Genomic DNA, 25098 nt, shown 5'->3' on the forward strand with positions numbered 1-25098 from the left:
CTTATTTGTTCTTTTCGCGAGCGGCGATGGCCGCGGCCTTCTTCTGACGCTCATCCAAGGGCCGCCACGGGCCCTCATAGGCATCGAGGCTCGTCATCACGACGTGGTAGTTGCGCACTCGGATTCCGAACTCGAAGGTCTGAACGAAGCGGCGCTCGTCCTGCCGAAGTCCACGGATCGCGTACTCACCGGTCACGACGACGGTGTCGTCCGGGAGCGAGAACACATCGGTCGGACTGAACTGGATCGTCACCTGCTCGTCCTTGACTTCTTTCGCCTGGGCGGCGATGAGCGCACGGACCTGCGTGCTGATTGAAGTAGACAAGTGCCGCGCGAGCTTCTTGTCGACGAAATCCGCCGTACGGGGAGTGACATTGCCGAGCTGATCGGCGAAGTACATCGCCCACGATTCCTTCACCGCGTCGCTGGCGTCATCCACCATGACGGTGCCCTTGTCCGTAAGGCCGGGCGGGATCTCGACGATGATCGGATCCTTATTCATGACGAAGATGGCTAGGAGCAAGGTAGAGGCGGACAGCAGGACCATCACGAACCGGCCGAAGCGGTTCTCCAGGCGGGTCGCATCCCAGCTGGCAAGGTAAGTCGCGAGTTTCATGCGGGGAAGATCCTCCGCATGAAGGGGTTGACCGCAGAGCGTATTTTCGAACCCATGTGGGCCAACCCGTACCACCAAAACATGTGCTTGATGAAACCGTCCGAGCGGGACTCTTTGTACCGGTTGAAGTACCAGCTTACGGTGAGGCCTGCGATGACTGACAGCATCAGCATGTTGAGAAAGATGCCGAAGCCGACCATCACGAGAAAGGGGATGGCCTGGTCAACGGTCCACAACAGGAACCGCTGTGGTGCGTCGACGTGGCGCGGAAGCGAAACACGTTCCATGGGGACATTGCTCCAAGCGTAGGAGCGGACAAGGTACGGTCAACGTCTCCATATGGACGCTCGAAACGCACCCTCCTGCGTGGCTCGTTTCGGCGCACCTGAGTCGGCACAAGACGAGCAGGCAAAGAAAAAGCCGGTCCCCAAGGGGATCCGGCTTTGATTGGTGTGGCTGGGCGTATTAGGCGTCGGCGTTTTCGGCGTACGCGATCTCCCAGGGTTGGAGTGGCTCCTCCTCGCGGAGGATCTCCGGCGGAAGGTCCACCGAGACCTCCATGGCAGGCTGTACCGCCACGGGCTCGGTTTCGGGTAGAACTGGGTATCCGTCCGGCATACCCAGCGCCTCGAACAGAGACTTGCTGGACAGTGGGTACTCGGCCATGACCAGGCCATCGGGTATCCCGAGTTTGACGAAGAGCTCGCGGCTCGACATCGGCTCCCAACCTTCTGCAACGACGTCCAATATTGCCGTCTTGCTGGCTGCCGGAAGCGGAGGCGGGACAACTTTGGATCGACGACGGGCGCGCGTTCGGCTCAGAAAATAGCCAAGGAGACAGAAACCGACGAGGGTAAAAACATTGGACAAAAGAACCATGCCAGATCTCCTGACGAAAAGACGAGGGAAATGGTTCTTCCGCCATTTGGCGGGAAGAACCGCCAAATGGCGCACGGGCGAAAGTGCGCTGATCGTGTGGCCTGTCTCAAGGGACAGGTGCGGCCTTTGAGTGGGCCTCGGCACTGAGCATCCAGAGGATGCGATACTGTGTTGCAGGCTACTTGGGGTCTACTCGACTGTCAATTTCCCCCGGAACTTTCCCTCCTCCCTCTAGCCCGTATAGTCAAAGCGTGACCATCAAAGAGCACCACGATGAACATCCTCACCATCGCAACCGCAATCGCCATCATCGTGCTGGGTTACGTCACCTTGCCAAGGATCCGTCGCGCATTCACGCTGCGAAAGGCCGGCGTACCCAACCTACCTAAGCGAAGCCAGCCGCCACCTTTGCCACGCGAGGCCGAGGAGCACGGCATGGATGCGCTTGAGATGGCCCGCCGACGTCGCTACGAAGCCATGGGTATCGAGGACGATTTCGGTCGGCCTGGTCGGTGGCCGTGAGCGCCCCGCCCATCTGAGCCACATATTCAGACACTGAGTGGCCGGCTGCAGGTGGGCGAGCCGGCCCTTATCTTCATCGCGGATCAACGCCTCCGGCGTTCGATCACTTGCCATCGACAGATGGCCGGCTGGCCCCCATAGGATTCGTCAGGCCGTTGGGATTGAGGCCTGCCCGAGACTCGGCCTGGCTCATGTCGCCGATGCCACCGCCAATGCCGCTGTTGTTTGAGACGCCGACATAACTGGCGAAGTACGTCTTCTCGTTGTCTGAGAGGCTGGCGTAGGCTTTGTCGTACGCCTTCGCCATTTCTGGCGTGGCACCGTGCTGAGCGTAGATCGTGTCGGCAACGGCGCGTGCCGTGACAAGCCCTTCGCTCTGATATGCACCGTCCGACGCCTGCAAGCTGTTGAGCCGCTCGTGGAACGCATCGTTGATTCGCGCCCCCTCTTGGTGGTCAGTCGCGGCCGCGAGGATCGAGGACTCAGTAGTCCCGTGGAAGCCGGTCAAGGAAAGGCCTTGCGCGGCCACGTTGGCGACGGCCAGACCTGCCATAGGCCCAAGGCCATTACTTGCCATAGACGCGCCGAGATAGGCCGTGGACGCCTTGTTGTAGCCCTTCAAATTCTCCTCGATTTGAGCCGTCGGCTCGCCGTTCGCAGCGCTGCGCGCCGCCGCCAGGGAGGCGCCGATACTCAGTGGCGAGTTGTTCTTCGCCGCCGATGCAAGATCGTTGTAAGACTTCTTGAACATATTCGAGAAGCCGCCGGTATCGTTCTCGAGCGCCCTCTCCGTATTGGCTTCGCGAATGGGCTTGCCAACCTCCTTCTGTTCCTGGAGGTGCTGCTCGTGGTACCCGTCAACGTCCTTCAACAACGCGCCGGACGTCGGGTCCTTCCGGAACTCGTCAAGGGTTTGCTTGCTTCCCAGCAAGTCGTCGACATTTCCAACTCCAGCCTTACTCGCGGCGCTACTCCACGCGTCGCCCGTGTCTCCCGCGAGGAAGGGCGCGGCCCGACCGAGAACTGCCCCCTCCGTGACACCAGCACCAGGATGTGCACTATTGACGGCAGATGTCGCCTCGCCCGCGACCACGCTGCTCGCCAGCCCTTGATTCGCATGCGCATTGCCGGTCGCCGCCTGATTCACGGCGCCGCCAAAGGCGCCGCCGGCGTAGCGAAGCGACTCCATAAGGGCTAGTTGACGCGCACTCTCGGTACCCGGCCGTAGGGCGCTTTGGTCTGGCAGATCGGATCCCTTCAAAGCCAACTGCGCGGCCTGGATTCGGCGCTCTTCCGGGTCACTCGAACGCCACGGTGCGTTGTCGACCAAGTGCCTGGCGTCCCGCATCGCGTCAGCTCCAGCAAGGTCCTGAGCTTTTGCAACGACGTCAGCACCATGCCCGCTCGCCTTGATGGCATGGGCCGACTCCAGGCTGCCCAGCGTTTGCCCCATCGTGAATGACCCTTTGCTCGACAGTGCAGTCTGGTAAGCCTCTTGCTTCTGAGCGATGTCGCTGCTGGCGGCCTGGTACGAGGACGAGCCAACCACGGACTGCGTGGCCTCCGAGCCGTTACTCACCATCTGATTGACGGAGTCGGTGGACGCCTTGGCCAAGGTGGCACTAAACGTACCGTTGCGACTCGCCTCATTGCGCACCGATTCCAACAATGAGCGGGCGTCCTTCTCGGAAAAGCTGGATGTGCCTCGCGCACCAACACCAGCGTTCAGACCCATGCCCTTCGCGGCAGCGATGCCCGCGTCCACGCCGCCCGACGCCGTGATCGCCATGACCGCTGCCCACGCAGCTTCCTGGTTCGCACCAATCGTCATGCCTTGGCTCTTGATGAAGCTTGCTGCCTCCTGCTGGTTCTGTGTCGCGGTGGAAGAAACAGCGGACCCGCCCGATACGGTGACGCCATCGCGGTTGGAGACCCCCGCTTGCAACGCCTTGCCGTTCTGCGCGGTCATGGTGCGTGAGGCGGACTGAAGCGCGGAACTCGTCGAACTGACAGCCTGCTCGCTCACTTCGCTGCCACTGAATGACGGCTGCACCCGATCGGCGCCAGTCGTGTGCGTACCCGAGATCTGGCCGTGCGTCTGCATCGACTTCATCTCCATGACGGGCGCATCCTTTGCAACGTCCGGTGTCGTCAATTTCTCGTTGGTGAACTCCGCGCCTTGGAGGCGACCGGACAATGAGGTAGCTGCGACCGCACCGCCGAAGATCAGCATCATGGTTATCGCCGGCGTCGCCGCCGCAATGGTCGAACCGGTTGCAATCCAGTTGACGATCTGGTGCTGCAGGTTCGCTGCACCCGCAAGACTGGTCAGCGGTAGCGGTGTCGCCCCGGGCGGTACCTGGGACATCGCGACCACAGCGTGCTCGACCATGGTCATCTGGAACAGATTGACCACAGCAAGGACAGGCTGCCAAAGGGCAACCCAGATCGTGAGGATCATGTACTGACCCATCTTGCGGATGCCCCACGGACCCAGTCCGATCATCAGCGCCATGAAGGGAGCCATGGCGTAGATCATCGACTCGAAGAAAGCCGCGGTGGGACGCATCACTTGGCGGAACATGCTCTCATCGGCACCCCACTGCGTCGCGCGCTGCTCGACGCTCTGGTTCACCATGATCTGTGACATGACGTCCAGGCCGGACGGGTCGCTTCCCTTGCGCAGTGCCATGGTCCAAACCGCATTCACCGCCGAGGCGGCCATGTAGTCGGCCGCCTTGTCGCCGGCGATACCGATGTCCGAAAAGGCGTCCATCATCTGCGTGTCGGCGGGCACGCCAGGCGCCACTCGCTTCATCCGAGGAGCGGCGGCGTTTGCGAAAGACGTGAACAGTGCGTTGCCATGGGCATCCGCCGCGAGGTCATTGATTGCGCTCGCGCAATCCTTGCCTCCGATGGAGCCGTCGGGGTTCTGCCACTTCGTAGTGAGGAACATGTTGTCGTAGCCAATTCCACCCCCACTCAAGCTACCCATCTGGAAGGGATCGGCTGCCTGAAACGCGCGAGGGAGGTCGATCTGACCGTTGTCGGCACCAACGAGGGTGCAGTTCGCGATGTAATCGGTCACGTTGCGCTTGAACCGGGACACGATGTCATTGTTCCCCGCACCGGCGAACTCAGGAAGCTCCCAGTTGCGCACGGCATTGATCCACTCGAGACTGCGACCGAAGCCGCTGACGCCATTGGCATCCGACGATCCTCCTGGAAGCCCGTAGCCCTGGCTCATCTTCTCTGACAAGGTCAGTCCGACCGTTGATACGAGACTCCCTGCAACCGCAAGCCCGAACGGGACGTTATCGACCGCGTAGACACCGTTCTGGACGGAGCCCGGTGCACCACCGAGATCCTGGATCAGGACATTTGTCTTCGCCCCGAAGAAAATGCAGAACAGAACAAAGGAGATCAGGAGGGATCCGATCTCAAGTTTCTGCCCGTTGGAAACGAGGTGCTGAAAGGCGATGATGCCGAGTCCGAGCATCATGCCCAGCGCACCAAGCGACAGGAAAAGCCCACTGTTGGACATGGCAGCGACGCCATCCAACACACGCTTCATAAAAAGTCCGTCGCCAACGGAGTAGATCGTCCATGTGCCGCCGACGTTTTGGAAGAAGGGAGCGAGCATGACTGTCCTTAGTTCAGGGCGCCGATCGGGCGCTGGATCGGATCGCGTTTCTCGATGACCGAATTGAGGTCTGAGAAGTACCGGAAGACCGCGCTGCGCCCCTGCGCCTTGCGGTAGTACTCCGTGAGCTGCGCGCGGTTCTTGTCCATCGCTTCCCCAATGAGCTTGCGGACGTCGGATGTATCCGCGCCATCGCGGCGCGAGATGGCCGTAAGCGCGGCATCAATGTTGACGAAGACGATGTTCCGTACGACTTCGGCAGCAATGAGGTCATCGAACTGCTGCACGAACAGCTTGGCCGCCGTGGGCGACTTCTTGGCGAGACTCACCGCCATCTGAGCGTACGCACCACCCCCGGTCATGAAAGCCTGCTCCATTGCCGTCGCATTGCGGTCACCGGCGGCGATGGCGTCGATCATGCCGCCAGTACTGTCGGCGCCGGTCCCGAGGAAAACCTCGCGGATGCGCTGACGCATCCCGACAAAGTTGGGGTAGTCCTTGATCTGGATGTCGTTGCAACCCTTGGGGTCGTATGCGTTGACGCCCGCACAGGTCATGCGCTTAATCGCCTGATTGGCTTGGGCGCCCTCCACGAGCTCCTCGAGGGTGAGCGTCGGCTGGAAGGTTCGCTGCACGAGCCGGCCATCCTGGTCCTTCGTCTCCGTGCCCGACTTGGAGACCACGCAGTCAGGGCCACCGGCACCGGCCTTTTGTGGCATGCACACCACAATCGTGCCGGTCAGGGACATGATGTCTTCCAGCAACTCGTGAGAGGTATCACCGAACCACAAGCCCGTGCTCTGCGCCGCCATTGACTGCCACACGATGTTGCCGGAAACGATCTGGCTATAGATCTGCGGTGACTTGTTCAGTACATCCATCATCGGCGAAGAACTGCCACCTTGGTTCTTGGCTGCCTGATAGTCGTCGGACCACCCCATGGTGTCCCTGATTGGCGCACCCGCCTTGTCAATGGCGCTAGCGATGGAGTTGTCACCACCGGCCGTGATAAGTGCCTGGCCAACCTCGCAGCTATTGATGTTGTTCGACGTGAGGGCATTCATCGTGTCCTGCATCGTCGCCATCATTTTTTCGCACGATGGGCACATGCTGGCCAGGGCGAGCTTGAAGGCGTAGCCGACAGCGGCCGACGCGATGGATCGCAGCGCCTGCACAACCTGCTGCTTCGAGATGAAGCTGAAGCTGCCCATGAACGCGTCGATGCCACCGCACCCGACCGACACGCTCGGCGCAGTCATCGACGCGAGCTGCACATTCATGATCCTGTTCTTGGCCACGAACGATCCGCCCGTGATGACGCCACGACGGGCTCCCATGACGATCTTGGGGTCCGTGGTATTCGTCATCGTGTTGAAGATGTTCTTCGACTGCTTCGCCACGCCGATGTCCTGAGCAACGACAGGGGCGACAACGCCTACACCGGCTGTAAGGGCTGACAGGAAGATCAAGAGGAGGAGCTTGCGCATGGGATTAGTCCTTGTCCGTCCACGGCGTTGAATTGGTGGGCGACGCCTCATTGAGCGCGCGAAGATCCCCGCTTGCTTCCGGCCTGCCGTGCGTGCCGGCGGAACGAAGTGCTTCCAGCACTTGCGCAGGGTCGTTGGGGTCGGTGATTGTCGCGGGGTCGAAAGTTGTCGTCAGGTAGCGCTGCGGCGTTCCGCGCATGGCGAGCTGGTAGTCGGCCTCGTCGATCCAGTTCTGCTCGCGCGCAATCTCCACCATTCGTCGCTGGAGGTCCGGGAGCGATCGAAGGCCAACGGAGAGACTCGCCACCGTTTGCGAGCCCGGGTGAACGAGAAAGATGGTCGGCGTGCTCGTCACATTCAGGAAGGCGCCCTGCCCCGCATCCGGCACCCAGTCGGCGAAGCTGCCATCGTCCATCGGCTTCCCGTCCAGGCTGATCGGCAGGATCGAGATACCCGTGTCGCGTTCGAGAAAACCGAGGAGCGGGTTTTCACGGTGGCAATAGGGACAGTCGCTGCGGAAGAAGTACCAGAGCGAGGTTTGCCCAGCAATCTTTTTCAGGACGGCCTGCATGTTCGCCTCGCGCTGATCGCCTAGTTCACGCAGCGCGAAGGTCGAGGTAGGGTTGCTGATCGTCTCATCCAGGGACGGATTGGAGCTCATCGTCCGGATGTATGCGTTTGCAAACACCTCCGACTTGTCCATCGCGAGCTTCTGGACGTACGCGTAGAGCTCCATCTTCGCCTTGTCGGCCGGATCGTCGATGGCTTCCTCGCGGATCCGGTCGATGTTCGCAGCAATCCACGCGGCCGAGCCGACCTTCGGAGCTTTCGCTGCCACATCCGCGGGGACAGTCGGCTGCTTCGTCGGCTTGGGTTTCGGCGGCTCTGGCTTCGGGTCGTGGTAGAAAAACCAACCACGCTCAGGCGGAGTCGTATGCGCGGGAGTCCCGGTTGGCGCGTCTTGCGCGTATGCCGGGGCGATCAGGCCTGCAAGGGCCAACGAGACCGAAAAGAGGATGAGATGGGCACGCATGCCCGCATGCTATTGGGCCCGGGGTGGCCACAAAGGGGGAAACGCCCCGTTATCGCCCTACCGTTTCCCGGCGGACTGCGCGAGCTGGGTTGCCAGGGATGGCAGCGCGGCCCGGAGCCGTTGGCGTCGCTCATGCAGATCAGCAGTCAGCGTCGGAATGACCGTCTTGGTCGACGTGCGCACGCGCGCACTGACCACCACGGCTTCTGTACCGCCGGTGCGAACGATCTCGGTGGAAGATGCCGCAATTCGGCAAAGGGGACAGGATCGGTCTGTTTCATTAATGCGCGCACCGGCGGAGCTGACACCACCCGTCGGAACGACATGGCGCGTATGGCATGCACTGCAGGTGACCAGGGAAAGCGTCCCGTCTTGGAGGTGGATAGCGGCCTCGACCATGCGCTCCCAATCCTGTTCACGCTGTGACGGGAGGCATGCACAAAGCGATCGGATGGCGTCCAAGACGTGCACGGACAATAGCCTCGGCGCAGGGTTGAGCGCGAGCTGCCTTTCGACCATCACCAAGAAGACGGACGCCTGTTGCTGGCTGTAGGCCGTCCGGAAGATGTCGTCCAAGCTGGTCTTGCGCCGACCGGTCTTTGCGTTGCCCACCGATTTGGCAATGCGCGTGGCATTGCTCAGTGGCAGGCCGGTAAGTTCGGCGACAAGGCTGGCGCGGATTCCGAGCACCGCCAGGTCCTCGGCCTGCTGGATGTAATTGGCTGGGTGGTAGCCAGCGAGCGACTTCGCCTGCAAAACGGTGAGCATGATCGCCGGATCGGCTAGCGACTTAGCCACCAGACGACGCGGACGCGGGGATCGGAGGTTCGTCATGACTGGAGCACCGGCGAGGACGGGGGGACATGGCATGCGGCGGCCATGCCGGCAACAGCGAGGCGGCGAGGCTCGGTAGCGCCCTGCCCTTCCAGGCCGACAGCTAGCTCGAATGCGGGCGATTCCTTGAGGCGCATCGCAATAGGATACCGCGAGAGCTGACGAATCTCCGGCAAGCGGAGTCTGCCGAGCCGAACAACCAATGCGCGATCGCCGAACCCAAACACGGAAGCCGCGGCCATGGGGTACCGTTCGGCCTCGTAGCGCACCAGCGTCCAGAACTGCTGCTGGAGCAGCTCCAGCTCCCGCGCAAAGGCGGGGTTCTCACCAAAGTACGGGTGCGCATCGGCGATCATGGCCACCGGCGTCTTGCCGGCCTCGATGCGGGCAATCGCGTCCGCCACGTCGGCCTCGACAGCCCGGAACGGACACCCGAACTCATTCAGCAGACGCCGCACTGCCGACTGGTCGAGCCGTTCCAGAACATAGAGCAGTCGCGCATTCTTGAGACGGCAGATGCTTTGGGTCGCCTCTGGGGCGACACTGGTCAGTCGGCGGACGAACGCCATGGCGGCTTCGCCGTAGCTCACGATGTCCTGGAAAAATACGGAGTCGGTAGTGCTCATGGGTCAGCGTGGTGCTCGATGTGAACAGGCTCGTCGGTTTGCGATGTCTAACTGGTTCTTAGAGAAAAGCAGTTTTAAAAGCAAAACCAGTTAGTGAACGACTTCCGAAGAGGCTGTGGATAAGTTACGAACGGTGCTGCATTGGGCTACCGAGGCGTACCAGGCCGGCGTAATGCTGCGCGGCTTGGCCCACGTTGGTCGCGTTACACACGAAGCTAGCACCGCAACTCCGGACTCCCAAGCGTGGTCGCGGACAAAGCCGGAGGCTCGGGAATAGCAGATTTCCCCCGCCAACCGAATGGCGAGGTCCGGGGTTAGACGGCGCCCGCGCGCCATGACTCGGAACAAGACGTCTTTCACAAAGGCTAGATCGACCGACCGCGGAGAAACTTCAGCAAATTTTGCTGAATCGAGCTCGAGCATGGATCCATCGGACAGCGGGATGGTCACCCTGCCCTGGGCCTCGGCCTGTTCTGCGGCCTCTGCTTCAGCGATGGCTTCCTCGACGGCTTGCGTCCGCGCCTCGACATTTGCCCGCAGGAGCGCCATGAGCCTTTCGTGGGCAGCCCCGCCGCCACGAAAGTCGACCAGGTCGATGGAGCTGGGGAGCGTTCCTTCGGCCCAAGCGCGCGCGCAGGCTTGGGCAGCGGCGAGCGGCTCGCCAACCAGTTCAGCGAGAACACTGGCCGGCAAAGACGTGGCCGTTGCGCTAGCCACAGATGGCGATATAATGTCAAGCCCTTTTGGCGTGATTAGTGTGAGAGAGACACAGCCCTTCTGTTTGACTAGCTGATGACGTGCGATTAAGCCAGCGGCACGTAGATTGTTCAGTGCTCGCTGTACGGCCGAGGGTGTCATGCCGGTAAGACTCGCCAGTTCGAAGGACGACAAGGCCGTGGTGCTCTCGCCATCGTCCAGTGGCGTGTTTTGTACCAGAGCAAAGAAAACGACGGCGGAGGCAACACTGGCGATGTGTTGGCGCACGCGGTTCAGTACTTGCAGATGATGCGCGGCGGCGCCACAGATACTCGGTTCCTGTAGGTGATGGGTATTCATAGTGTCCTCACTTTTTTGAGGACGAGCAGACCTTGACCTTGTGCGATCACACCGGTAGGATTGAACCGTTCCTAGCCAGAACGTGTTCCTAGTGTGGTTGCACCAAGTCTTCGATCGAGCCCCCGGTTGCCTCCGGGGGCTTTTTCGTTTTGGCTGTTCGTCGGTTATGTCATCGGTTTCTCTTTAGTTCCACCCAGAAGGATGGCTGGTCAGCGGTTGGCCGCTTTGCTGGAGATCCCCTGCCCTTCGGCTCTGGAGGCGTCCAGCGAAATGGCCTCGCGGTTTGTAAGACGCGTCGCACAATTGCTGCTGATCCCATGTGTGCGACACGTCGCACAATTGCTCTCGGATCGGTTTATGCGACACGTCGCACAATCCATACGCCGAACCATTTGTAAGACGCGTCGCACAATTCCCTCCCTCTCGATGTTCTGTCTGGACTTACAGGGAGATATCGAACCCCGCCTTCCGCGCTGCCTCCTGCAGCACCTTCATCAAACGCTTCGTATCCCCTTCACTCAGGTCCTTAGTCGGAATTGCGAACACGCCGTCCTTTACCTCGGCACGTAGCCTTGGTCGAGTCGTGGAATGGCCCTTGGGTGCTGGTTTGGCACTGGCCGCCACCAAGAACGCGGTTGCTTCGGCCGCTGACGGAATAGGCACCTTTCGCCGGAGCAGCTGCAGACGCTCGTGCAATTCCTTTGGCTTATCTCGCTGCATCACCGCGAGGATGCGGGCGGAACGAAACGAGACGCTTTGAACGTCCGGGTGGATATCCATGAGCTCGTCCGGGAGATTTCCGATCAACGCGAGGTTCGAGAGGTGCGATGGCGTGACCCCGAGCTGGGCCGCGACCTTGTCGCGGTTGCCGCGCCCCGCTGCATTCAGCCAATCTGCCGCCTGACGCCCGAGCTCTACGACGGACGGGTTGTCTCGGCTCTGGTTCTCGAAATACTGCAGAACCATCGCGTCCTCGTCCGAAAGGGACTCAAACACGATGGCGAGCAATGGCAGCGAGTCTTGGAGGCAGACCTGCCACCGCCGGTAGCCATAGATCGCCTCGTAGCCATCTGCGACGACGCGAACGCACACCGGGTCCACGTTGCCACCGCTCGCCTTGATCTGCTCGGCGAGGTGCTTGAACGACTCCGACCGCGTCCGGTCGTACGACGTCGCGAGGCGATTCCGGAACGGGCCAGCAGACACCAAAGATGCGTCGATCTTTTTGACGACCAATGCGTCCTGGTATCTCGCTTCGAGTTCCTTGACGCGAGCCTCCAGGCCGGCCGCCTCTCCGCTAAACAGACCGCCCATATACGAGCGGCGCTGAGAGGAGGGCGCTACCGTCGCGCCTTGAGGGTCATCGCCTCCCGGGGAAGGGGAAGGCGCATGCGTGACAGGTGGGGCACCTTGATCTGGCGCCGGAGTTGCCCCGGCAGCCGCAAGCACCGTGCCGAGGATCCCTTTGCGACGATCGCTGACCTTACTCATCGGAGGCCTCCTTCATCTGCTTAACCTGCTGCGCCCACTCGGCCTCAATTAGGCCAATCAGGCGACTGGCCAATTGATCGGAAGCGTCACGGGCACGATTAAGGGCGCGGCTGTCCACATCGTGGCTTGTGACCTCGTAGACAGAGCGCATCTGCGCCAGGGCGGACTCGAACGCCGAGGACTTCGGCAGACCCTGGTCGATTCGATACTTGCCAAACAGGTGGCTGCTGAACTCACGCACCATGTTTGCCGACCCACTGTTGTCCGATCGGGAGTGAGCGAAGACGCAAGGGCTCCACCGCTTGTTCATGCCTTTCAGACGAGACAAGGCTGTCACCAAATCGCCCGACATCGCACAGAAGTCGACGGTGGCAGAGAAGTCCGGGAAGCTCGGGGGGAGGGGGATCAGAAGGGCGTTCGCCGCCCAGAGCACGTTAAGCGCAAGGAACGAGAATGCCGGCGCCGTGTCGATGACGATGATGTCGTAGCGATCCTCGATTTCCTCCAGCGCCGCGTCGAACAGGCGATAGAAATCCGAGGCGCCCTCGACCTTGTGCATGAACGCAGAGGCAATGTGAATGTCGGCGCCCGTCATGTCGAGCGACGCCGGGATAATGTCCAGTCCATCTATGTGGGTTGGCTGCGGCTTGAGCCCCACCTTCTCACCGTCCGTACGCGCAACGTTCTCAAACAAGCTCGTCAGCGTGTGCTCCGGCTCGATCGTCTCGGGACGGAATCCCATCAGCCGGCTGAGCGTGCCTTGGGGGTCCGCATCTACCACCAACGTGCGATACCCCCGTAATGGAAACGCCTGCGACATGTGCAGCGCCACCGTCGTCTTGGTGGCCCCCCCTTTGAAGTTAGCGACCGCAACACGTGCCGTCCGCGAACCCAAGGGCTTGTGTGGTCGCACCCCCGCCAGCTCCTGTATCTTGTGGATCTCCTCCAGCGTGACGCGCGCCTGTGCGCCGGCGCCACTGGCCAGGGACAGGGTGCGTCGGGCCTCCTTCCACCGGAACTCGCTGATCCCGCCCATCTCCAGGGCCTCAAACTTCCGGAAGCTGCGCAGAACGCGACGCTCGTTCGGTTCGTTGGTAGCCTCCGCCAAGCGCTGGAGCATCGACTGACCTTCGTCAGCCCAACGGCAGAAGTCGTCAGCAGTAGCGGCCAGCGGTTCCGGCAGCTCGTCGGGTAGATCGGCGGGTAGGGCCATCGGTACCACCTCGTAGAAAATGGGTAAAAATTAACCAGCGCGTAAGCATTTTCGCGAGGCTACACCCACATTTCAGGCAATGAAACCCAAAAACGTGGGTGACGCCATGAACAAACGGCGCTCAGCGGAGACGCGGAGTATCGCGAACGAAGACGGGGTAACGCCGGCTGGCGGTTAAACCTCCTCCATTGCCGCCAGAAGCCCGTCCAAGCCAGAGCCAGCGAGATCGTCCAGATTGGCCGACTCGACGGGTTCAGGGGTCCCCTCGAGGCCGCGCTGAAGGGGCGGGGCAGGGGCATAGCCGCCATGCGATGGCAGGACGAGCGCGCCGTCCAAGCGGCGCCCCTCGAGGAAGCCACCCTTCGCCTCGACGAGGAGCCCCAGCCGAGCGAGATACTTCAGACGCGCCCCGCGGCTACGCGCCTGGAAGCGATCGAGCTCGCCGACGAGTTCGCCATCCCGGCCGTCGCGATCCCAATAGACGATCGTTCGAGGCCGCACTCGCGCGGCCTTGCCAGCTGTGCGTGCCACGGTCAGGCGCGCTTCTGGTGCGCGGCCTGCGCGGCCTTGCGCTGGGCTTCGCGATGGGCGCGGCGCGCGAGCCACAGGTAGCCCTCGGCGTTGGCCATCACCGGATCGTTCGTCACCCGTACCTCGGATCCTTTGAAGCAGCTACGGGCCGCCGGCTCGAACAGGGTGGCGCCACCGCCGGTCAGGATCACGCAGTCAATGACGTCGCCGAGATCGCGCACCGACGCCAGCACAGCGGACAGCACTTGGCGGGACACGCCGGCCGCGGCCTGGTCGATGTACTGACGATACGCGACCGTATGGACACCGATGCGGAGCTGGTCGTGACCGGCGCGGAAGGCTGCCTCTAGGCGATTGACGCTCAGCTGGGCGCCGCCGTGATTCTCAGAGATCTGGCGCGCCGCAAGTTCAAGGATACGGCCGGTCGCAGCGGGGTTCGTCTGCGCCGTACCGCCGCGTACCGAGCCGCCTTGCATCAGAACCCAGTCGACGGAGTAGAAGCCGATGTCGATGACCAACACCGTTCGGCCGTCATCCAACGTGGACTGGTCGTGGAACACCGACGCATAAGTGCCCATGGGCTGGGCCATCACGAACACACGATCGACCTGGACTGTACGCGTCGGCGAGATACGGTGCTCGCCCTTGAGGCGCTCACCCAAGCGCTGGCGAATCATCTTGCTGTCCGGGCCATCGTACTGGTCACACGGAAGGCCGGTCACCAGAATGCCCACGTGGTCATACCCCAGGCGAGCCAGGGCGGCGTAATACAGCGCCAGATACTCCGGTGACGTGATGTAGGACCGGTCGGCCTGGCGCGTAAAGCCCTGCAGGATCATCGGATCGGTACCAGCCACCCAGGGCAGCCCCTGGATGGTCACGGCCTCGCCACCACGCAGATCCGGCTCGTTGTTGAGGAGCGTCGGCGCCTGATCCAGAGGGGCGGCACCCACTGGCAGCTTGACCACGTCGACCGATTCAGAGCCCGGCACGATCCCGCAGGCCTTGAGGTTGCCATAACCGACGTCCAAACCGACGAGCGCGGGGGTGGTGGTGCAGTTTTCCATATCAACTCCTTGGGACTAAGCCATTGAATGCAGCGGACAAAACTCCGCAGCTGCGCGAGGTGGTGCAAAGGGGGATGCAGATACCGTCGCATGGGGCGGTAGGTGCCCCAAACGGGGTCGTGTTCTGCATCACGATTCAGGCGAATACCGCGGAAACCGCGTCACGACGCCATTCGACGGGCATTAGAATCTGCACCAGACGATTTCGACCGGTGAAAGGCACGCTCTGGCGAGCACGGTTACGGCTCTCGGATCGTCGGGTGACAGGAGAAAAGCGACCGCTTCGGTGCCGACTGCGGCCGCGGCCTCGACCTTCCGCCGAGCGTCGCACGGAGCGAAGCAGGCTCCGGACGCCCATGGGGAAAGAGCATCGTTCCCCATGACAGACATGGGGAACGGGGGGTATTCCCCATGTGGGAAAGGGGCGGGCAAAACCGGCTGGTTTCGCCTGATTGGGGAAAGTTGATTTCCCCATGATAGATAGATGAATGGGAACACGCCCCAAAACACGAGCCTTCTGACCCTATCCCCAGCCGAGGCCACCCAAGGGCTTGAAGAGCTGCGAGCTATCGCAGCCCACTTGCAACTTGCGGAAGCATTGGTCGAGGCCGAAGCCACAGCTCTGATGACGGCTTTCAGGGAAGCGAGGAGCGAACTTCGAAACCAGGTCGCCATACCCAATCAGGGTGAGGTGGCAGACGGCAAGGCCGGCAAGTACTCCCCACTCAATCTTGGCGTGCGCGCACACAAGGGTGGGCTGGAGATCTACTGGTTCACCCAGAACAAGTCCTCCACGGGCAGGACGGCTTATCGCTATATCCCGCTCGCGCGCGGGGGAAAGGGCGCCGGCTACGGCTACCACATGTCGGGTCTCCTGACGCACGCCCGACCCTATGAGCGAGAGCTGGTACGGGAGACCGAGCGACGCGCTGCCGCGGTACGGGCAAAGCGGGCTGCGCTGGTCGATCTTCGGAGAGCCTCCCTCCGCCTGGTCAAGCAGTACGAGGAGCAGTTGGCCAGCGACCAAGCTGCGGTTACGGAGCCGGGGTCGATCGACGCGCAGTCGTTTGGTGCCGGCCCGCTCCCGGGGTACACCTGAGTCCACATCGCAGGACGCTACGGGAACCCATGGATCACAACCGCAACATCCACCCTCTGCCGGCGTCGCCTGAGACCGCCTCAGCCACAATGTGGGCCGCCGTGGGCCAGTACCTCGGCCAACACCGGGGTCACCACGTGCCGCTCGCAGCATTGCTTCGGGCGCCGTGGCGGTGCCTCCTGAACTTGGCGAGCGGGGCGGTCGGAGAAGGCGCGCCGACGGCAACAGTCCGGATGCTTCCCGGGCGCCACGCGGCCCGGCCGGCTGAGCAACACGATTAACCAGCACGGGTGCCGATGGCCCCGCACGCGCCGTGGAACACGGTGTTCGAAACGAGGAGAGAGCAGTGACCGACAAGAATGACCACGATCAGAAGGGCGCCGAGCAGGGGGACTGGCGGATTGCCGTGGTCGGCGCCGCGCAAGCCGTGGCGAATCACATGGCGCGCAGCGAGGCCCGGGAACGCCGGGAAGCCAACTGGCGCAAGTTGAAGCGGGGTGTCTTCATCGGTCTGGCCCTGGGCGGCATGCTGTCCTACTGGATGTTCATCCGCAGCTTGGCTGGGACGCCCGCCACCGACCCAGACCCGAGCACCGATGCGGTGGCGGTGATCCCGATCGAGGGCGAGATTTCCTCGTCGTCGCGTGCCTCGGCCGACAAGGTTGTCGGCATGCTGGAGCGGGCGTGTCCCAACGCGAAGGTCAAGATCGTGCTTCTGGACATCAACTCGCCCGGCGGGTCACCGACCGAGGCGGAGCGGATGGTCGCCGCCATGGAACGGTGCCGCGTGCAGCACCACAAGCCGGTCTACGCCCTCATCAACCAGATGGGAGCTTCGGCGGCCTACATGGTGGCGATGCACGCCGATCGCGTGTACGCCGGGAAGTACTCGGTAGTCGGTTCGATCGGAGCGATCATGCGTTACCTCGACGCGAGTGAGGCCGCGGCCAAGTTCGGCCTGACCGAGCACGTCTTCCGCTCGGGCGTGCTCAAGGGCGGTGTTTCTACGTGGTCGAAGACGTCGGCCGAGGACGCGGCCCTGAATACCGAGATGGTCAAGGAACTGGGCAACGCCTTCGTCGATGACCTGATGGCGACGCGTGGCGCGCGCCTCCATGCGAGTCGCGAGGAGATCGCCTCTGGCCGGATCTGGACGTCGGATCAGGCGCTGGCGATGGGCCTGATCGACAAGCAAGCGGTCTTCGAGGAGCTGAAAACCACCGAGTTCAAGGGCCTTAAAGTGTCCCGTTACGACAGCCGTCCGCCCGTGACGCGCCTGCTGGGTCTGGAAGAGACGCTGCGATCGGTCGTGTCGGACGTGCTCCAGCCGAGGTTTGAGTGATCGCCCGGAGCGAGCAAGACTACCTGCCGGCCACAGCGTTGGCGTCGCTGGGCTTCTGCGAGGTGAAGCTGCTCAACGAAGTGCGCTTCGGAAAGCAGTCCACAGCCACGCAGAAGGCCGCGGCGGGGGCCGGCATCGAGGAGCACGAACGCTTCCACCAGGTGGTTTCGGCGCTCCACAACCAGCCGAGGCCCGCACAGGACCGCCGGTGCTTCATTGCCACGGCGATGTGGGGCTCGGCCGATCCACGCACCCAGCAGCTGCGGGACTGGCGTGACCGGGTGTTGCTCACGCACGGGTTTGGACGGGGCGTAGTGCGTGCCTACTATGCAATCAGCCCGTGGATGGTCAGGCTCATGGAGCGCTGTCCAGGGCTGCGCGTCCCTGCCGAGCGCGTCCTGGAATGGGTACGGCGCGCCCTGGTTGGGTGAGAATCAAGGAGGAATCGACGATGGCAATCAAGAGCGAGTTGACCGCGGTGACGATGCGAGTGGAGCTGACCGATACCCGAGACCTAGTGCTGTTCGAGGAGCAGGACCGGGCTGAGCGACAGTACCGGCGCATCCACGGGGCGCTGATGGATGCGAAGAGCCGTCGGACGGCGACCGAGACCCAGGCGCAGGTGGATCAGGCCGGAGAGTTCATCCTGTCGGTAGCAGACGCAGGCCGCGCGACCGTGAAGTCGCTCCAGTCCCAGATCCTCGCCATCCGTGAGGAAAACGACCAGAGCCGAAAGGTGACCGGCTGGCGGCTGGCTGCACTGGGCGATGTGGATATGGTCCGCGAGAAGGCGCAGTACGTCCTGGGCGTGCATGCCAACGCTGCGCTGGCGGGCCGGGCCATCACCGATACGGCGCTCGCGACCGCGTGGGAGACGCACGGCGTGCTGGTCGGGCACGGTTTTGATCGTCTGCACAAGACGGCCCACTGGCTCTACGCCTACCACCAGGAGCGGCGCCGGGCGTGGCTCTCCCGACTGACCGCGATCACCGGCATGGACGGCAAGTCGCTTGCGGACGCGGACGTGACGTGGGAATCGGAGTCGGCACAGCGCACCCACTGGGTCGTAAGCAACCTCCCGTCCGGATGGGACGCGGCCATCCCGAGCGAGGAGGAGTGAGGTGGCCACAATCCTCTTCCTGCTTTGCCTGGCCGCCGCTTTTTTCATCTACAGGGCGGACGTGGCGCGCCGGGCCGTGCGCGAGGGCAGCCTGGCCCGGTACGAGCGCCTGGAGCGAGGCCGTATGCCCTCCGTGATCGCCGATGGGCGCCTTATCCTGTCCGAGACCTACCACCGGACTGATATTCCCCGTCGTCTGGGGGCTCGATTCGACCAGGTGTTCCTTGGAACGGACGGTCTGCTGTACGTGGTGGACACGAAGCGGCGCGGCCGGCGGGCGGTGTACGGGTACGACCAGATCGAGCTGTCCGTCCAGGCGGCAGTGCTGCGGCATGGGCGCGTCCCGGGAGCGGATGCTCCTGTGGCCCCCTTTGGTTGGATTCGACTGGTCTGCCAGGGCTCGGTGAGCTACGAGCGGGTGCGCCTGCTGGACGATGAGGCGCTGGCCCAGCTGCATGCGCGCTACTTCGCCGTGCTGCGCGGACAGGTGCAGCCGTGCGGGCCGTCGTCACCGGGCGTGTGCCGTAAGTGCGCCTTTATGTCCCGCTGTGAGACTGGGAAACGAATCGTCGCCACCGGACGGCGCCGAGCGGCCTGATAGGTCGGCAGGTGGGGCGGGAGAAGGGCCGGGCAACTGGCCCTTTCTTTTTGCCTGAACTTTGATCCTCTTCGGTCGGGGCGATAGTCGATGCGCTCCCACCGTCAACAGGCCCGCCATGAACACCCCCGAACCCACCGCGCCCGCTTCCCCTGATTCACTCCCTGAACCCCGCGTGGAGATGGTCTGCGCCCAATGCGGCGGCACCGACGTCGTGATGGAGGCGGCGGTGCGCTGGGACGTCGACGCGCAGGACTGGTACAGCACCACGATCTACGACAAGAGCGGTCATTGCGAGGACTGCGACGCCGACGTCCGGCTCGAAGGCCGCGAGCTACCTTCCTTGGCTTCCCTTGCCACCTACACCGTGTTCGTGCGCCAAGCCGATGGCCGGGGAACGACCCACGTCTCGGCGCACGAAGCCGCGTCTCCGGAGGATGCCGAGCAGCTCGCCTTGGCCGAGACGGCCTCCGACTGGGGTAGCTCACTGGAAAGCCTGGTGGTGCACGGCGTGATCGCCGGCGACGTGGAGATCATCAGCTGGGACAACAACGAGTGCCAGTAACGCCGGCGCTACCCGCCGATTACCTCTGTGGCTGCCCGCGTAACCCGGATGGCTCCCGACAGCGCCGGTGCGAGGAGAGTGCGAATCCCTGGCACGACTGCGGCCAGTTCACGCGGGCGGAGACCCTCGGCAAGGCCGTGTCCGGTGACGGCTTTGCGTGGCAGGGTCACCGCTGGATCGTGGTTCACGCCACACCGAACTGGGTCTATGCCAAGCCGGTGGGCTGCTGATCGTTGGTGCCGTGGAACATTATCCGCGTTTGGGCATGCAAGTAATTGATGCAAGGGGAGAAAATAACTCGTGAAACATCGCAAGTCTGTGTTTCACGGGTCGGCCTTGTTTCCTCCGTCGCATCACGACGGGCGGTGCGCGTGTTTGTAAGTGATTGGAAGTAGAGCAAAAGGAGCGCCACTTCGCGTGGCCGCCGCCGTTCGGTGGTGGCGAGTACGCCTCGGTCGCCCGGAAGCGCCACCCGTGCGAAGGTATGAGTTACCGATTACCTTAGTCACACCTACTGGTGAGAAAGTCCATGGCCGACACCGACAACCGCACGTCGATCTACATCCGCGCACACCTGTCCGCGCTGCTCGGGAGCGGGCGTGTGCCGGCGAAGACGATCTCCAAGCGACTCGATCGCGTGGTCGCCCGCTACAACGTCCTGGTGAAGGAGTCACTACCACGCCGACTGGAGCTGACCCCCGCCGAGCTGGTGTTGCTGGCCGACCTGGTGAGCGCCACAGACCTGGCCGAACCGGACTATGCGCTCATCCTCCCAGTGAAGCTGCAGCAGATGGCAGACCGAGGCGAGAGTCACGGTGCGGACGCCGGCGGCCTGGCCTATCGTCTTCGCGCCCTCAAGCTGGGCGAACTGCTGGCGGTGATCGACTTGGTGGAGCAGTTCATTGGCGAGGTGGACGTCGTGGACAGGGCGGCGGCGAAGTCGTTCCTCGCCCAGCGGGCCTGACAAGCCGGATCGCCAGCGGACGCAGGATCGCGGCAATAGGTTCGATGCGGGCTGCGGGATTGATGGCATCTTTCGGGCGCGATGGACAGGGGCACTCTGGCATTCCCTTCCTGCCTCCGGAGCGCCGCATGTCCACCCCATCGTTCCAGTTCAAGAGCCTGCGCGAGTTCCGGCAGCTGTCCGAAGAGACGCTGTGCTTCATGGCTACGCTCTACATCGACGGCGTTCGGGTGGCCCAGCTGGAGAACCGCGGGACGGGCGGGCCTACCTCGGTGATGCCCGTGAGCAAGGACGCGAAGATCCGTGAGCTCATTGAGCGCGCGCAGGCCTTTGCGTTGACGCAGACGTGGACCTACGCGGGCGCGACCCACAACCACGCCTCCCTCGACAGCTACCTCGATTCGTTGGTGGAAGACGAACTGACGCGCCGCGACCTCGATCGCCAGTTCAAGCGGCACATGAAGGTGCACTGCCTGTTCCTGACCTCCGAAGGCCTGTTCACCTTTCCTCGGCCGTACACCGCGGCAATCGGGGACGCCATTCGACGCAAGCACGGGAGCGACGTGCGGGTGCTCAACGAGCTGCCGGAAGCCGAGGGCAAGGCACTCTTCGAGAAACACGCGGCCGAGCAGTAGTCGCTCATGGTCGATACCGGACAGCCGTGCGACGCCATGCCTTGGCGCGCCGGCACCGGAATCCCGCCCAACTTCCGCGCGGCCCGGTCTACCGCATCCTAATCCCCGACTTCCACCTGCCGGAGACAACCATGCCCACCGCCGCCTTGCTCACCATCCCCGCGCTGCGTGCCATCGTCGAGCAGACGCTTGATGCGAAGGTCTTCTACCAGGACGAGTTCGAGCGGTCGTGCCGCCCGACGTGGGATATCGCCATCCCGGCCAGGGAGCTTCGCCTGCCCGATCTGATCCAGGCCGCCGGCATCGCGCTGGACGTGCAGAAGGAGCAAGTGAGTCAACTGAAGGAGGCGCTGGCGGCTGGTGGGCGCGGCGCCTGGGCGATCGTTCGGCGCGCCAAGCCCAACGGAGGCGAGTGGTACCTCACCCTCATCTGCGACGGATTCGGCGAGGTGCACGGCCGGTCGGACGGCTGGACCGACGTGCCAACGTTCGCCGCCGTGGTCGACAGGATGGTTGGCATGGAGGTCTACCGCTTCCGGCACGTCGTAGAGACAGAGCGCACTCGCGCGGCGTGTGCCGCCGCCCTCGCATCGCTGCAACTCAAGGTCGGCACGCGACTGCACAACGTCCGCGTGGCCGGAACGACGTACAGCTCGGCGCTCGTTCAGTCCATCCACGACGAATCGGGCTCGGTCACGCTGCACCTGACCAAACGCGGTTCGGCCAAGCGGTACGAGGCAACCGTCCCGGCGACGCGCCTGACCGGCGAGCCCTCACAGCACCGCGGCCCGAATGTGATCGTCAACGGCGCGGTCCGGGCGGCGTGACGTCCATGGACAGCGCGATCGCGCATCCGCTCTTCGAGCACGTCGCATCCGCCTATGCCGACAGCGACGAAGGCCGGCTGGACAACGCGACCTTGTATCGCGCGGTCGCCGATCGGGCAGGGATCAGCGAGACCGCGCGCCGGGCGCGTGCGCCGATTGGACGGGCAGGGCAGTTGCACAGTCGTGTCGAACGCGCAATTCGGTGGCACACCCAGACCCTCAAGCATATGGGCGTGCTGCGCAGGGTGGAGGGCGAGCGCGGCGTGTGGGAGTTGGTGGAACGCACGCGCAAGGGTCTGCACGTGCCGGCGGTGCCGGTGAAGCTGGTGGCGTTCTCCACCGACCTGGGTGTCGCGATCTGGGGAGACAACACCGACATCGTCACGCGACTGGACGAGCCGGTCCACCTGGTGCTGACGTCGCCACCGTACCCGCTTCGCAAGCCGCGGGCCTACGGCAACGTGCCGGTGTCCGAATACGTGGACTTCATCGTCCGGTCGATCGAGCCGCTGGTGCGCACGCTCGCCAGAGGTGCGTCGCTGGCCATCAATTTTTCCAACGACGTGTTCGAGCCGGGCAGCCCGGCCCGCTCGACGTACATCGAGCGCGTCATCATCGCGCTGGAGGATCGCTGTGGCCTGCATCTGATGGATCGCCTTCCTTGGGTCAACCTGAGCAAGGCGCCCGGTCCGATCGCCTGGGCCTCGAAAGAGCGCATCCACCTCAACGTCGGTTACGAGCCCATCGTGTGGATGTGCAATGACCCGCGCGCGTCGTTTGCGGACAATCGCCGGGTCCTTGAGCCGCACACGGACAAGCATCGGCAACTGATCGCCGCCGGCGGTACCGCGACCGAGGTCGACCACTCGGATGGTGCCTACCGCCGCCGAGCCGGCGCTTTCGGCCACCAAACGGCCGGGCGTATCCCGAAGAACGTCCTGATGCGTGGCCACCGGTGCGCCGACGCGATCGCCACCCGGATGGATGCTGGCGCCCTCGGCGTTGCTGCGCACGGCGCGGTCATGCCGACGTCGGTTGCGGACTTCCTGATCCGCTACCTCACCGAGCCTGGCCAGCTCGTCGTCGATCCCTTCGGCGGGAAGGGAACGACCGGCCTGGCCGCCGAACGCGCTGGTCGGCGATGGCTGGTTTGCGACCGGGTGCTCGATTACCTGCGTTCGGGAGGGGAGCGATTCCGGGGCCAGCCCGGATTTGAGATGCCAGAAGCGCTCGAGCAGTGGCCGCGAGCTGCCTAAGCACTCGGTGGGCCTGCCTGCGGCTACTTGGCACAGACCTCGCTGCCAATCGGGAACGATCTTCTGAATGGGGCATGCCCGGTAAAATGGAGGTGTAGCAACCACCCGAGCCGCGCCATGGCAATTCTCAGCATTGCAGCATTGATTTCAGCCTTCGCTCTAGGGCATCTGGCTGCGCTTCGATTTCGCCGAACGGCGCCGGTACTCCGGCGAGGTGTGTCCGCGCTCAGCGGGCGAGTACTGCCTCCTCCGCTACCCCTGTTGGCGCGGTCAGACCGCGCCGGAGGCTTGGATTTCCTTGCGTTGGCTCGCCAGCGTCGCTACGAAGCCATGGGTATCGCGGCCGAGTTCATCCCCGCAGGGCACTGGCGCAGCCAGTAGGCGACGGGCCGCGACGCTAAATGCTGCGTGCCGCGCGCTGGAGGCGCCCGTCGACAGCTTGAGTCCGCATCCGTTCATTCGTCCGGTTCGAGTAGCGAAATGCACCCGTCCTCTCCGGACAGAGCAATCCGCGTGACCGCCATCCAGGAAGTGCAGGATCGTCCTGGCCACAGGCGCGCGAAATGGCCCGACAACTTCGGTCGGCGAGGTTGTCGGAGACGATGGTGGCCTTCCACGACCTCGGATCCATCATGGCCAACAACTACTGCGTCGCGACCGTCCTGACTTTCCTGCCGAAGCACCACCTGACGGAGGCCCATCGACTGGCCTTGTGCGCATGCAACGTCGCGGTCGTGGATACGGACGATTCGGAGAGCCTGTACCTCTTTACCCGGGACGGTGAAGGTCCATGCGACCTGGAACTGCCAGACGGGTTGCCGCTGGTGGAAGCGTGGGAGGCCTTCCTTGAAGAGACCGGGTTGGACGGATGCAGCCAAGAACCCTTCACCAGCGCCCTGCGCGAGTGCATGGGCGGTGGTGGTGCGGACTGGACGCAGATACTCCAGCTCGTTCTGCGGGCACTCCCGGACGCTGACATCCCGCACATCGACGTGCAGGGGAGCTACTGGTGCGACAAGGAGCGCCGAGGGGAGTTTGGCGGCTTCGCGCTGCGCGTCACCAGAACAGACGTGGTAGTGCAGGAGAGCGCGCAGCAGTTCTTTGATCAGCTAGACCGACGCCAGCAGCAGTCGTGCACCACGGAAGCGACCTCGCAGCAGCGTTCGGTCGAGCAAGCGTCCGAAGGAACGGAGCAGGCCGAAGCAGGGGAGGGTGGCGCCCGTGTTGGGTGAGCCGCTGGTCGACAAACCAAGCCCGGCGTGCCTGGCGCCGGACGTCGGGACACTTTTCGAATACGACGGCGCCGAGTATCGGTGTACCGGATGGCTACGCCCGGCCGAACCACCCATGTCAGGGCAAGGGTGGGCCAAGGTCATCAGCGAATTACTCTACGAGAGCGCCTACCAGCGTGACGGCGTTCGATTCCAATGGTGCCTGCGAGAGGAAGCGACCCACGTCTCCGGAAGCGGCGTGTGCGGCTGCCTCGCCGAGATTACGCGCATCCGTGTGACCGGCCAGGTCGAGCAGCCGGCCGACGTACTTGAGAGCGAGCGAGCGATCGCCAGGGCGCTGGGTCGTGAGGGTCGGATCGTCAGCTAAGGACGCCACAGACACGGACGATCTTTAGCGGACTCGATCACTCTTCGGCGCGGCGTAATCTCTCGGAGCAGGGTGCGGATCTCGGTCCATCTTTG

26 protein-coding genes are annotated in these 25098 nt (G+C 63.3%); 13 read left to right on the top strand and 13 right to left on the bottom strand.

Annotated features, from left to right (window positions below):
• Position 1: 1 nt before the first annotated feature.
• The 3 genes from AC3WJB_RS15245 to AC3WJB_RS15255 all read right to left on the bottom strand — a co-directional run bounded on the left by AC3WJB_RS15245 (position 2) and on the right by AC3WJB_RS15255 (position 1495).
• Positions 2–616: a TraE/TraK family type IV conjugative transfer system protein gene (locus AC3WJB_RS15245; protein WP_068098935.1), complete on the bottom strand. Its 615-nt coding sequence runs from the start codon at positions 614–616 to the stop codon at positions 2–4.
• A complete protein-coding gene (traL, locus tag AC3WJB_RS15250; RefSeq protein WP_068098933.1) occupies positions 613–903 on the bottom strand; it encodes a type IV conjugative transfer system protein TraL in 291 nt (96 codons plus the stop codon). The genes AC3WJB_RS15245 and traL overlap by 4 nt, the downstream gene beginning before the upstream one ends.
• 178 nt (positions 904–1081) lie before the next feature.
• Complete coding sequence (locus AC3WJB_RS15255; RefSeq protein WP_153037861.1) at positions 1082–1495, bottom strand: hypothetical protein; 414 nt, start codon at positions 1493–1495, stop codon at positions 1082–1084.
• 273 nt (positions 1496–1768) lie between these two features.
• Between AC3WJB_RS15255 and AC3WJB_RS15260 the strand changes: the two genes are divergently transcribed.
• Positions 1769–2017: a hypothetical protein gene (locus AC3WJB_RS15260; protein WP_068098834.1), complete on the top strand. Its 249-nt coding sequence runs from the start codon at positions 1769–1771 to the stop codon at positions 2015–2017.
• Positions 2018–2120: 103 nt separating this feature from the next.
• On the opposite strand, the gene AC3WJB_RS15265 is transcribed toward AC3WJB_RS15260, so the two are convergent.
• From AC3WJB_RS15265 to AC3WJB_RS15310, 10 genes are all read right to left on the bottom strand, one after another.
• A complete protein-coding gene (locus tag AC3WJB_RS15265; RefSeq protein ID WP_068098830.1) occupies positions 2121–5660 on the bottom strand; it encodes a conjugal transfer protein TraG N-terminal domain-containing protein in 3540 nt (1179 codons plus the stop codon).
• A gap of 8 nt (positions 5661–5668) precedes the next feature.
• Positions 5669–7147: a conjugal transfer protein TraH gene (locus tag AC3WJB_RS15270; protein ID WP_068098828.1), complete on the bottom strand. Its 1479-nt coding sequence runs from the start codon at positions 7145–7147 to the stop codon at positions 5669–5671.
• A 4-nt stretch (positions 7148–7151) separates the two neighbouring features.
• On the bottom strand, positions 7152–8180 hold the full coding sequence (locus tag AC3WJB_RS15275; protein WP_068098825.1) for a conjugal transfer protein TraF: 1029 nt from the start codon (positions 8178–8180) through the stop codon (positions 7152–7154).
• Positions 8181–8237: 57 nt separating this feature from the next.
• Positions 8238–9014: a hypothetical protein gene (locus AC3WJB_RS15280; RefSeq protein WP_153037860.1), complete on the bottom strand. Its 777-nt coding sequence runs from the start codon at positions 9012–9014 to the stop codon at positions 8238–8240.
• Complete coding sequence (locus AC3WJB_RS15285; protein ID WP_068098822.1) at positions 9011–9640, bottom strand: hypothetical protein; 630 nt, start codon at positions 9638–9640, stop codon at positions 9011–9013. The genes AC3WJB_RS15280 and AC3WJB_RS15285 overlap by 4 nt, the downstream gene beginning before the upstream one ends.
• 90 nt (positions 9641–9730) lie before the next feature.
• Entirely contained in the window at positions 9731–10696 is a 966-nt protein-coding gene (locus AC3WJB_RS15290) for a helix-turn-helix domain-containing protein (RefSeq protein WP_153037859.1), read from the bottom strand.
• 441 nt (positions 10697–11137) lie between these two features.
• Positions 11138–12187: a ParB/RepB/Spo0J family partition protein gene (locus AC3WJB_RS15295; RefSeq protein WP_082824040.1), complete on the bottom strand. Its 1050-nt coding sequence runs from the start codon at positions 12185–12187 to the stop codon at positions 11138–11140.
• Positions 12180–13400, bottom strand: a complete 1221-nt coding sequence (locus AC3WJB_RS15300) for an AAA family ATPase (protein ID WP_068098819.1) — start codon at positions 13398–13400, stop codon at positions 12180–12182. Before AC3WJB_RS15300 ends, AC3WJB_RS15295 begins: the two co-directional genes overlap by 8 nt.
• Before the next feature lie 174 nt (positions 13401–13574).
• On the bottom strand, positions 13575–13931 hold the full coding sequence (locus AC3WJB_RS15305) for a hypothetical protein (protein ID WP_153037857.1): 357 nt from the start codon (positions 13929–13931) through the stop codon (positions 13575–13577).
• Positions 13932–13933: 2 nt separating this feature from the next.
• Positions 13934–14998 (bottom strand): ParM/StbA family protein, encoded by a 1065-nt coding sequence (locus AC3WJB_RS15310; RefSeq protein ID WP_068098815.1) that lies wholly within the window; start codon positions 14996–14998, stop codon positions 13934–13936.
• A 484-nt stretch (positions 14999–15482) separates the two neighbouring features.
• On the opposite strand from AC3WJB_RS15310, the gene mobI reads away from it, so the two are divergent.
• The 12 genes from mobI (at position 15483) to AC3WJB_RS15370 (ending at position 25003) form a co-directional block, all read left to right on the top strand.
• Positions 15483–16097, top strand: coding sequence for a conjugative transfer protein MobI(A/C) (gene mobI, locus AC3WJB_RS15315; protein WP_068098813.1), 615 nt, complete (start codon positions 15483–15485; stop codon positions 16095–16097).
• A gap of 346 nt (positions 16098–16443) precedes the next feature.
• Complete coding sequence (locus AC3WJB_RS15320) at positions 16444–17439, top strand: S49 family peptidase (protein WP_068098810.1); 996 nt, start codon at positions 16444–16446, stop codon at positions 17437–17439.
• Entirely contained in the window at positions 17436–17870 is a 435-nt protein-coding gene (locus tag AC3WJB_RS15325) for a CFI-box-CTERM domain-containing protein (protein ID WP_068098808.1), read from the top strand. The genes AC3WJB_RS15320 and AC3WJB_RS15325 overlap by 4 nt, the downstream gene beginning before the upstream one ends.
• Before the next feature lie 20 nt (positions 17871–17890).
• Positions 17891–18559, top strand: coding sequence for a hypothetical protein (locus tag AC3WJB_RS15330; protein ID WP_153037856.1), 669 nt, complete (start codon positions 17891–17893; stop codon positions 18557–18559).
• A gap of 1 nt (position 18560) precedes the next feature.
• Positions 18561–19157: a hypothetical protein gene (locus tag AC3WJB_RS15335; protein WP_068098802.1), complete on the top strand. Its 597-nt coding sequence runs from the start codon at positions 18561–18563 to the stop codon at positions 19155–19157.
• Positions 19158–19275: 118 nt separating this feature from the next.
• Positions 19276–19722 carry a hypothetical protein gene (locus AC3WJB_RS15340; protein ID WP_153037855.1) on the top strand — a complete coding sequence of 149 codons (447 nt, stop codon included), beginning with the start codon at positions 19276–19278 and terminating at the stop codon, positions 19720–19722.
• Positions 19723–20251: 529 nt separating this feature from the next.
• Entirely contained in the window at positions 20252–20686 is a 435-nt protein-coding gene (locus AC3WJB_RS15345; protein WP_068098798.1) for a hypothetical protein, read from the top strand.
• 128 nt (positions 20687–20814) lie between these two features.
• Entirely contained in the window at positions 20815–21321 is a 507-nt protein-coding gene (locus tag AC3WJB_RS15350) for a hypothetical protein (RefSeq protein WP_068098796.1), read from the top strand.
• Positions 21322–21452: 131 nt separating this feature from the next.
• Positions 21453–22148, top strand: a complete 696-nt coding sequence (locus AC3WJB_RS15355; protein WP_068098795.1) for a hypothetical protein — start codon at positions 21453–21455, stop codon at positions 22146–22148.
• Positions 22149–22153: 5 nt separating this feature from the next.
• A complete protein-coding gene (locus AC3WJB_RS15360) occupies positions 22154–23404 on the top strand; it encodes a site-specific DNA-methyltransferase (RefSeq protein WP_068098794.1) in 1251 nt (416 codons plus the stop codon).
• 632 nt (positions 23405–24036) lie between these two features.
• The gene (locus AC3WJB_RS15365; RefSeq protein WP_153037854.1) at positions 24037–24636 is read left to right on the top strand and encodes a hypothetical protein; all 600 of its coding nucleotides are present in this window, start codon (positions 24037–24039) and stop codon (positions 24634–24636) included.
• A 115-nt stretch (positions 24637–24751) separates the two neighbouring features.
• The gene (locus AC3WJB_RS15370) at positions 24752–25003 is read left to right on the top strand and encodes a hypothetical protein (protein ID WP_068098792.1); all 252 of its coding nucleotides are present in this window, start codon (positions 24752–24754) and stop codon (positions 25001–25003) included.
• Positions 25004–25098 lie beyond the last annotated feature (95 nt).

Source organism: Rhodanobacter sp. FW510-R10, from assembly GCF_058781105.1.

What these genes read in the sequence shown, in the direction of transcription:
- AC3WJB_RS15245 (WP_068098935.1), bottom strand. Translation starts at nt 616, where the DNA reads ATGAAACTCGCGACTTACCTTGCCAGCTGGGATGCGACCCGCCTGGAG.
- traL (WP_068098933.1), bottom strand. Translation starts at nt 903, where the DNA reads ATGGAACGTGTTTCGCTTCCGCGCCACGTCGACGCACCACAGCGGTTC.
- AC3WJB_RS15255 (WP_153037861.1), bottom strand. Translation starts at nt 1,495, where the DNA reads ATGGTTCTTTTGTCCAATGTTTTTACCCTCGTCGGTTTCTGTCTCCTT.
- AC3WJB_RS15260 (WP_068098834.1), top strand. Translation starts at nt 1,769, where the DNA reads ATGAACATCCTCACCATCGCAACCGCAATCGCCATCATCGTGCTGGGT.
- AC3WJB_RS15265 (WP_068098830.1), bottom strand. Translation starts at nt 5,660, where the DNA reads ATGCTCGCTCCCTTCTTCCAAAACGTCGGCGGCACATGGACGATCTAC.
- AC3WJB_RS15270 (WP_068098828.1), bottom strand. Translation starts at nt 7,147, where the DNA reads ATGCGCAAGCTCCTCCTCTTGATCTTCCTGTCAGCCCTTACAGCCGGT.
- AC3WJB_RS15275 (WP_068098825.1), bottom strand. Translation starts at nt 8,180, where the DNA reads ATGCGTGCCCATCTCATCCTCTTTTCGGTCTCGTTGGCCCTTGCAGGC.
- AC3WJB_RS15280 (WP_153037860.1), bottom strand. Translation starts at nt 9,014, where the DNA reads ATGACGAACCTCCGATCCCCGCGTCCGCGTCGTCTGGTGGCTAAGTCG.
- AC3WJB_RS15285 (WP_068098822.1), bottom strand. Translation starts at nt 9,640, where the DNA reads ATGAGCACTACCGACTCCGTATTTTTCCAGGACATCGTGAGCTACGGC.
- AC3WJB_RS15290 (WP_153037859.1), bottom strand. Translation starts at nt 10,696, where the DNA reads ATGAATACCCATCACCTACAGGAACCGAGTATCTGTGGCGCCGCCGCG.
- AC3WJB_RS15295 (WP_082824040.1), bottom strand. Translation starts at nt 12,187, where the DNA reads ATGAGTAAGGTCAGCGATCGTCGCAAAGGGATCCTCGGCACGGTGCTT.
- AC3WJB_RS15300 (WP_068098819.1), bottom strand. Translation starts at nt 13,400, where the DNA reads ATGGCCCTACCCGCCGATCTACCCGACGAGCTGCCGGAACCGCTGGCC.
- AC3WJB_RS15310 (WP_068098815.1), bottom strand. Translation starts at nt 14,998, where the DNA reads ATGGAAAACTGCACCACCACCCCCGCGCTCGTCGGTTTGGACGTCGGT.
- mobI (WP_068098813.1), top strand. Translation starts at nt 15,483, where the DNA reads ATGAATGGGAACACGCCCCAAAACACGAGCCTTCTGACCCTATCCCCA.
- AC3WJB_RS15330 (WP_153037856.1), top strand. Translation starts at nt 17,891, where the DNA reads ATGGCAATCAAGAGCGAGTTGACCGCGGTGACGATGCGAGTGGAGCTG.
- AC3WJB_RS15340 (WP_153037855.1), top strand. Translation starts at nt 19,276, where the DNA reads ATGAACACCCCCGAACCCACCGCGCCCGCTTCCCCTGATTCACTCCCT.
- AC3WJB_RS15345 (WP_068098798.1), top strand. Translation starts at nt 20,252, where the DNA reads ATGGCCGACACCGACAACCGCACGTCGATCTACATCCGCGCACACCTG.
- AC3WJB_RS15350 (WP_068098796.1), top strand. Translation starts at nt 20,815, where the DNA reads ATGTCCACCCCATCGTTCCAGTTCAAGAGCCTGCGCGAGTTCCGGCAG.
- AC3WJB_RS15355 (WP_068098795.1), top strand. Translation starts at nt 21,453, where the DNA reads ATGCCCACCGCCGCCTTGCTCACCATCCCCGCGCTGCGTGCCATCGTC.
- AC3WJB_RS15360 (WP_068098794.1), top strand. Translation starts at nt 22,154, where the DNA reads ATGGACAGCGCGATCGCGCATCCGCTCTTCGAGCACGTCGCATCCGCC.
- AC3WJB_RS15365 (WP_153037854.1), top strand. Translation starts at nt 24,037, where the DNA reads ATGGCCAACAACTACTGCGTCGCGACCGTCCTGACTTTCCTGCCGAAG.
- AC3WJB_RS15370 (WP_068098792.1), top strand. Translation starts at nt 24,752, where the DNA reads ATGTCAGGGCAAGGGTGGGCCAAGGTCATCAGCGAATTACTCTACGAG.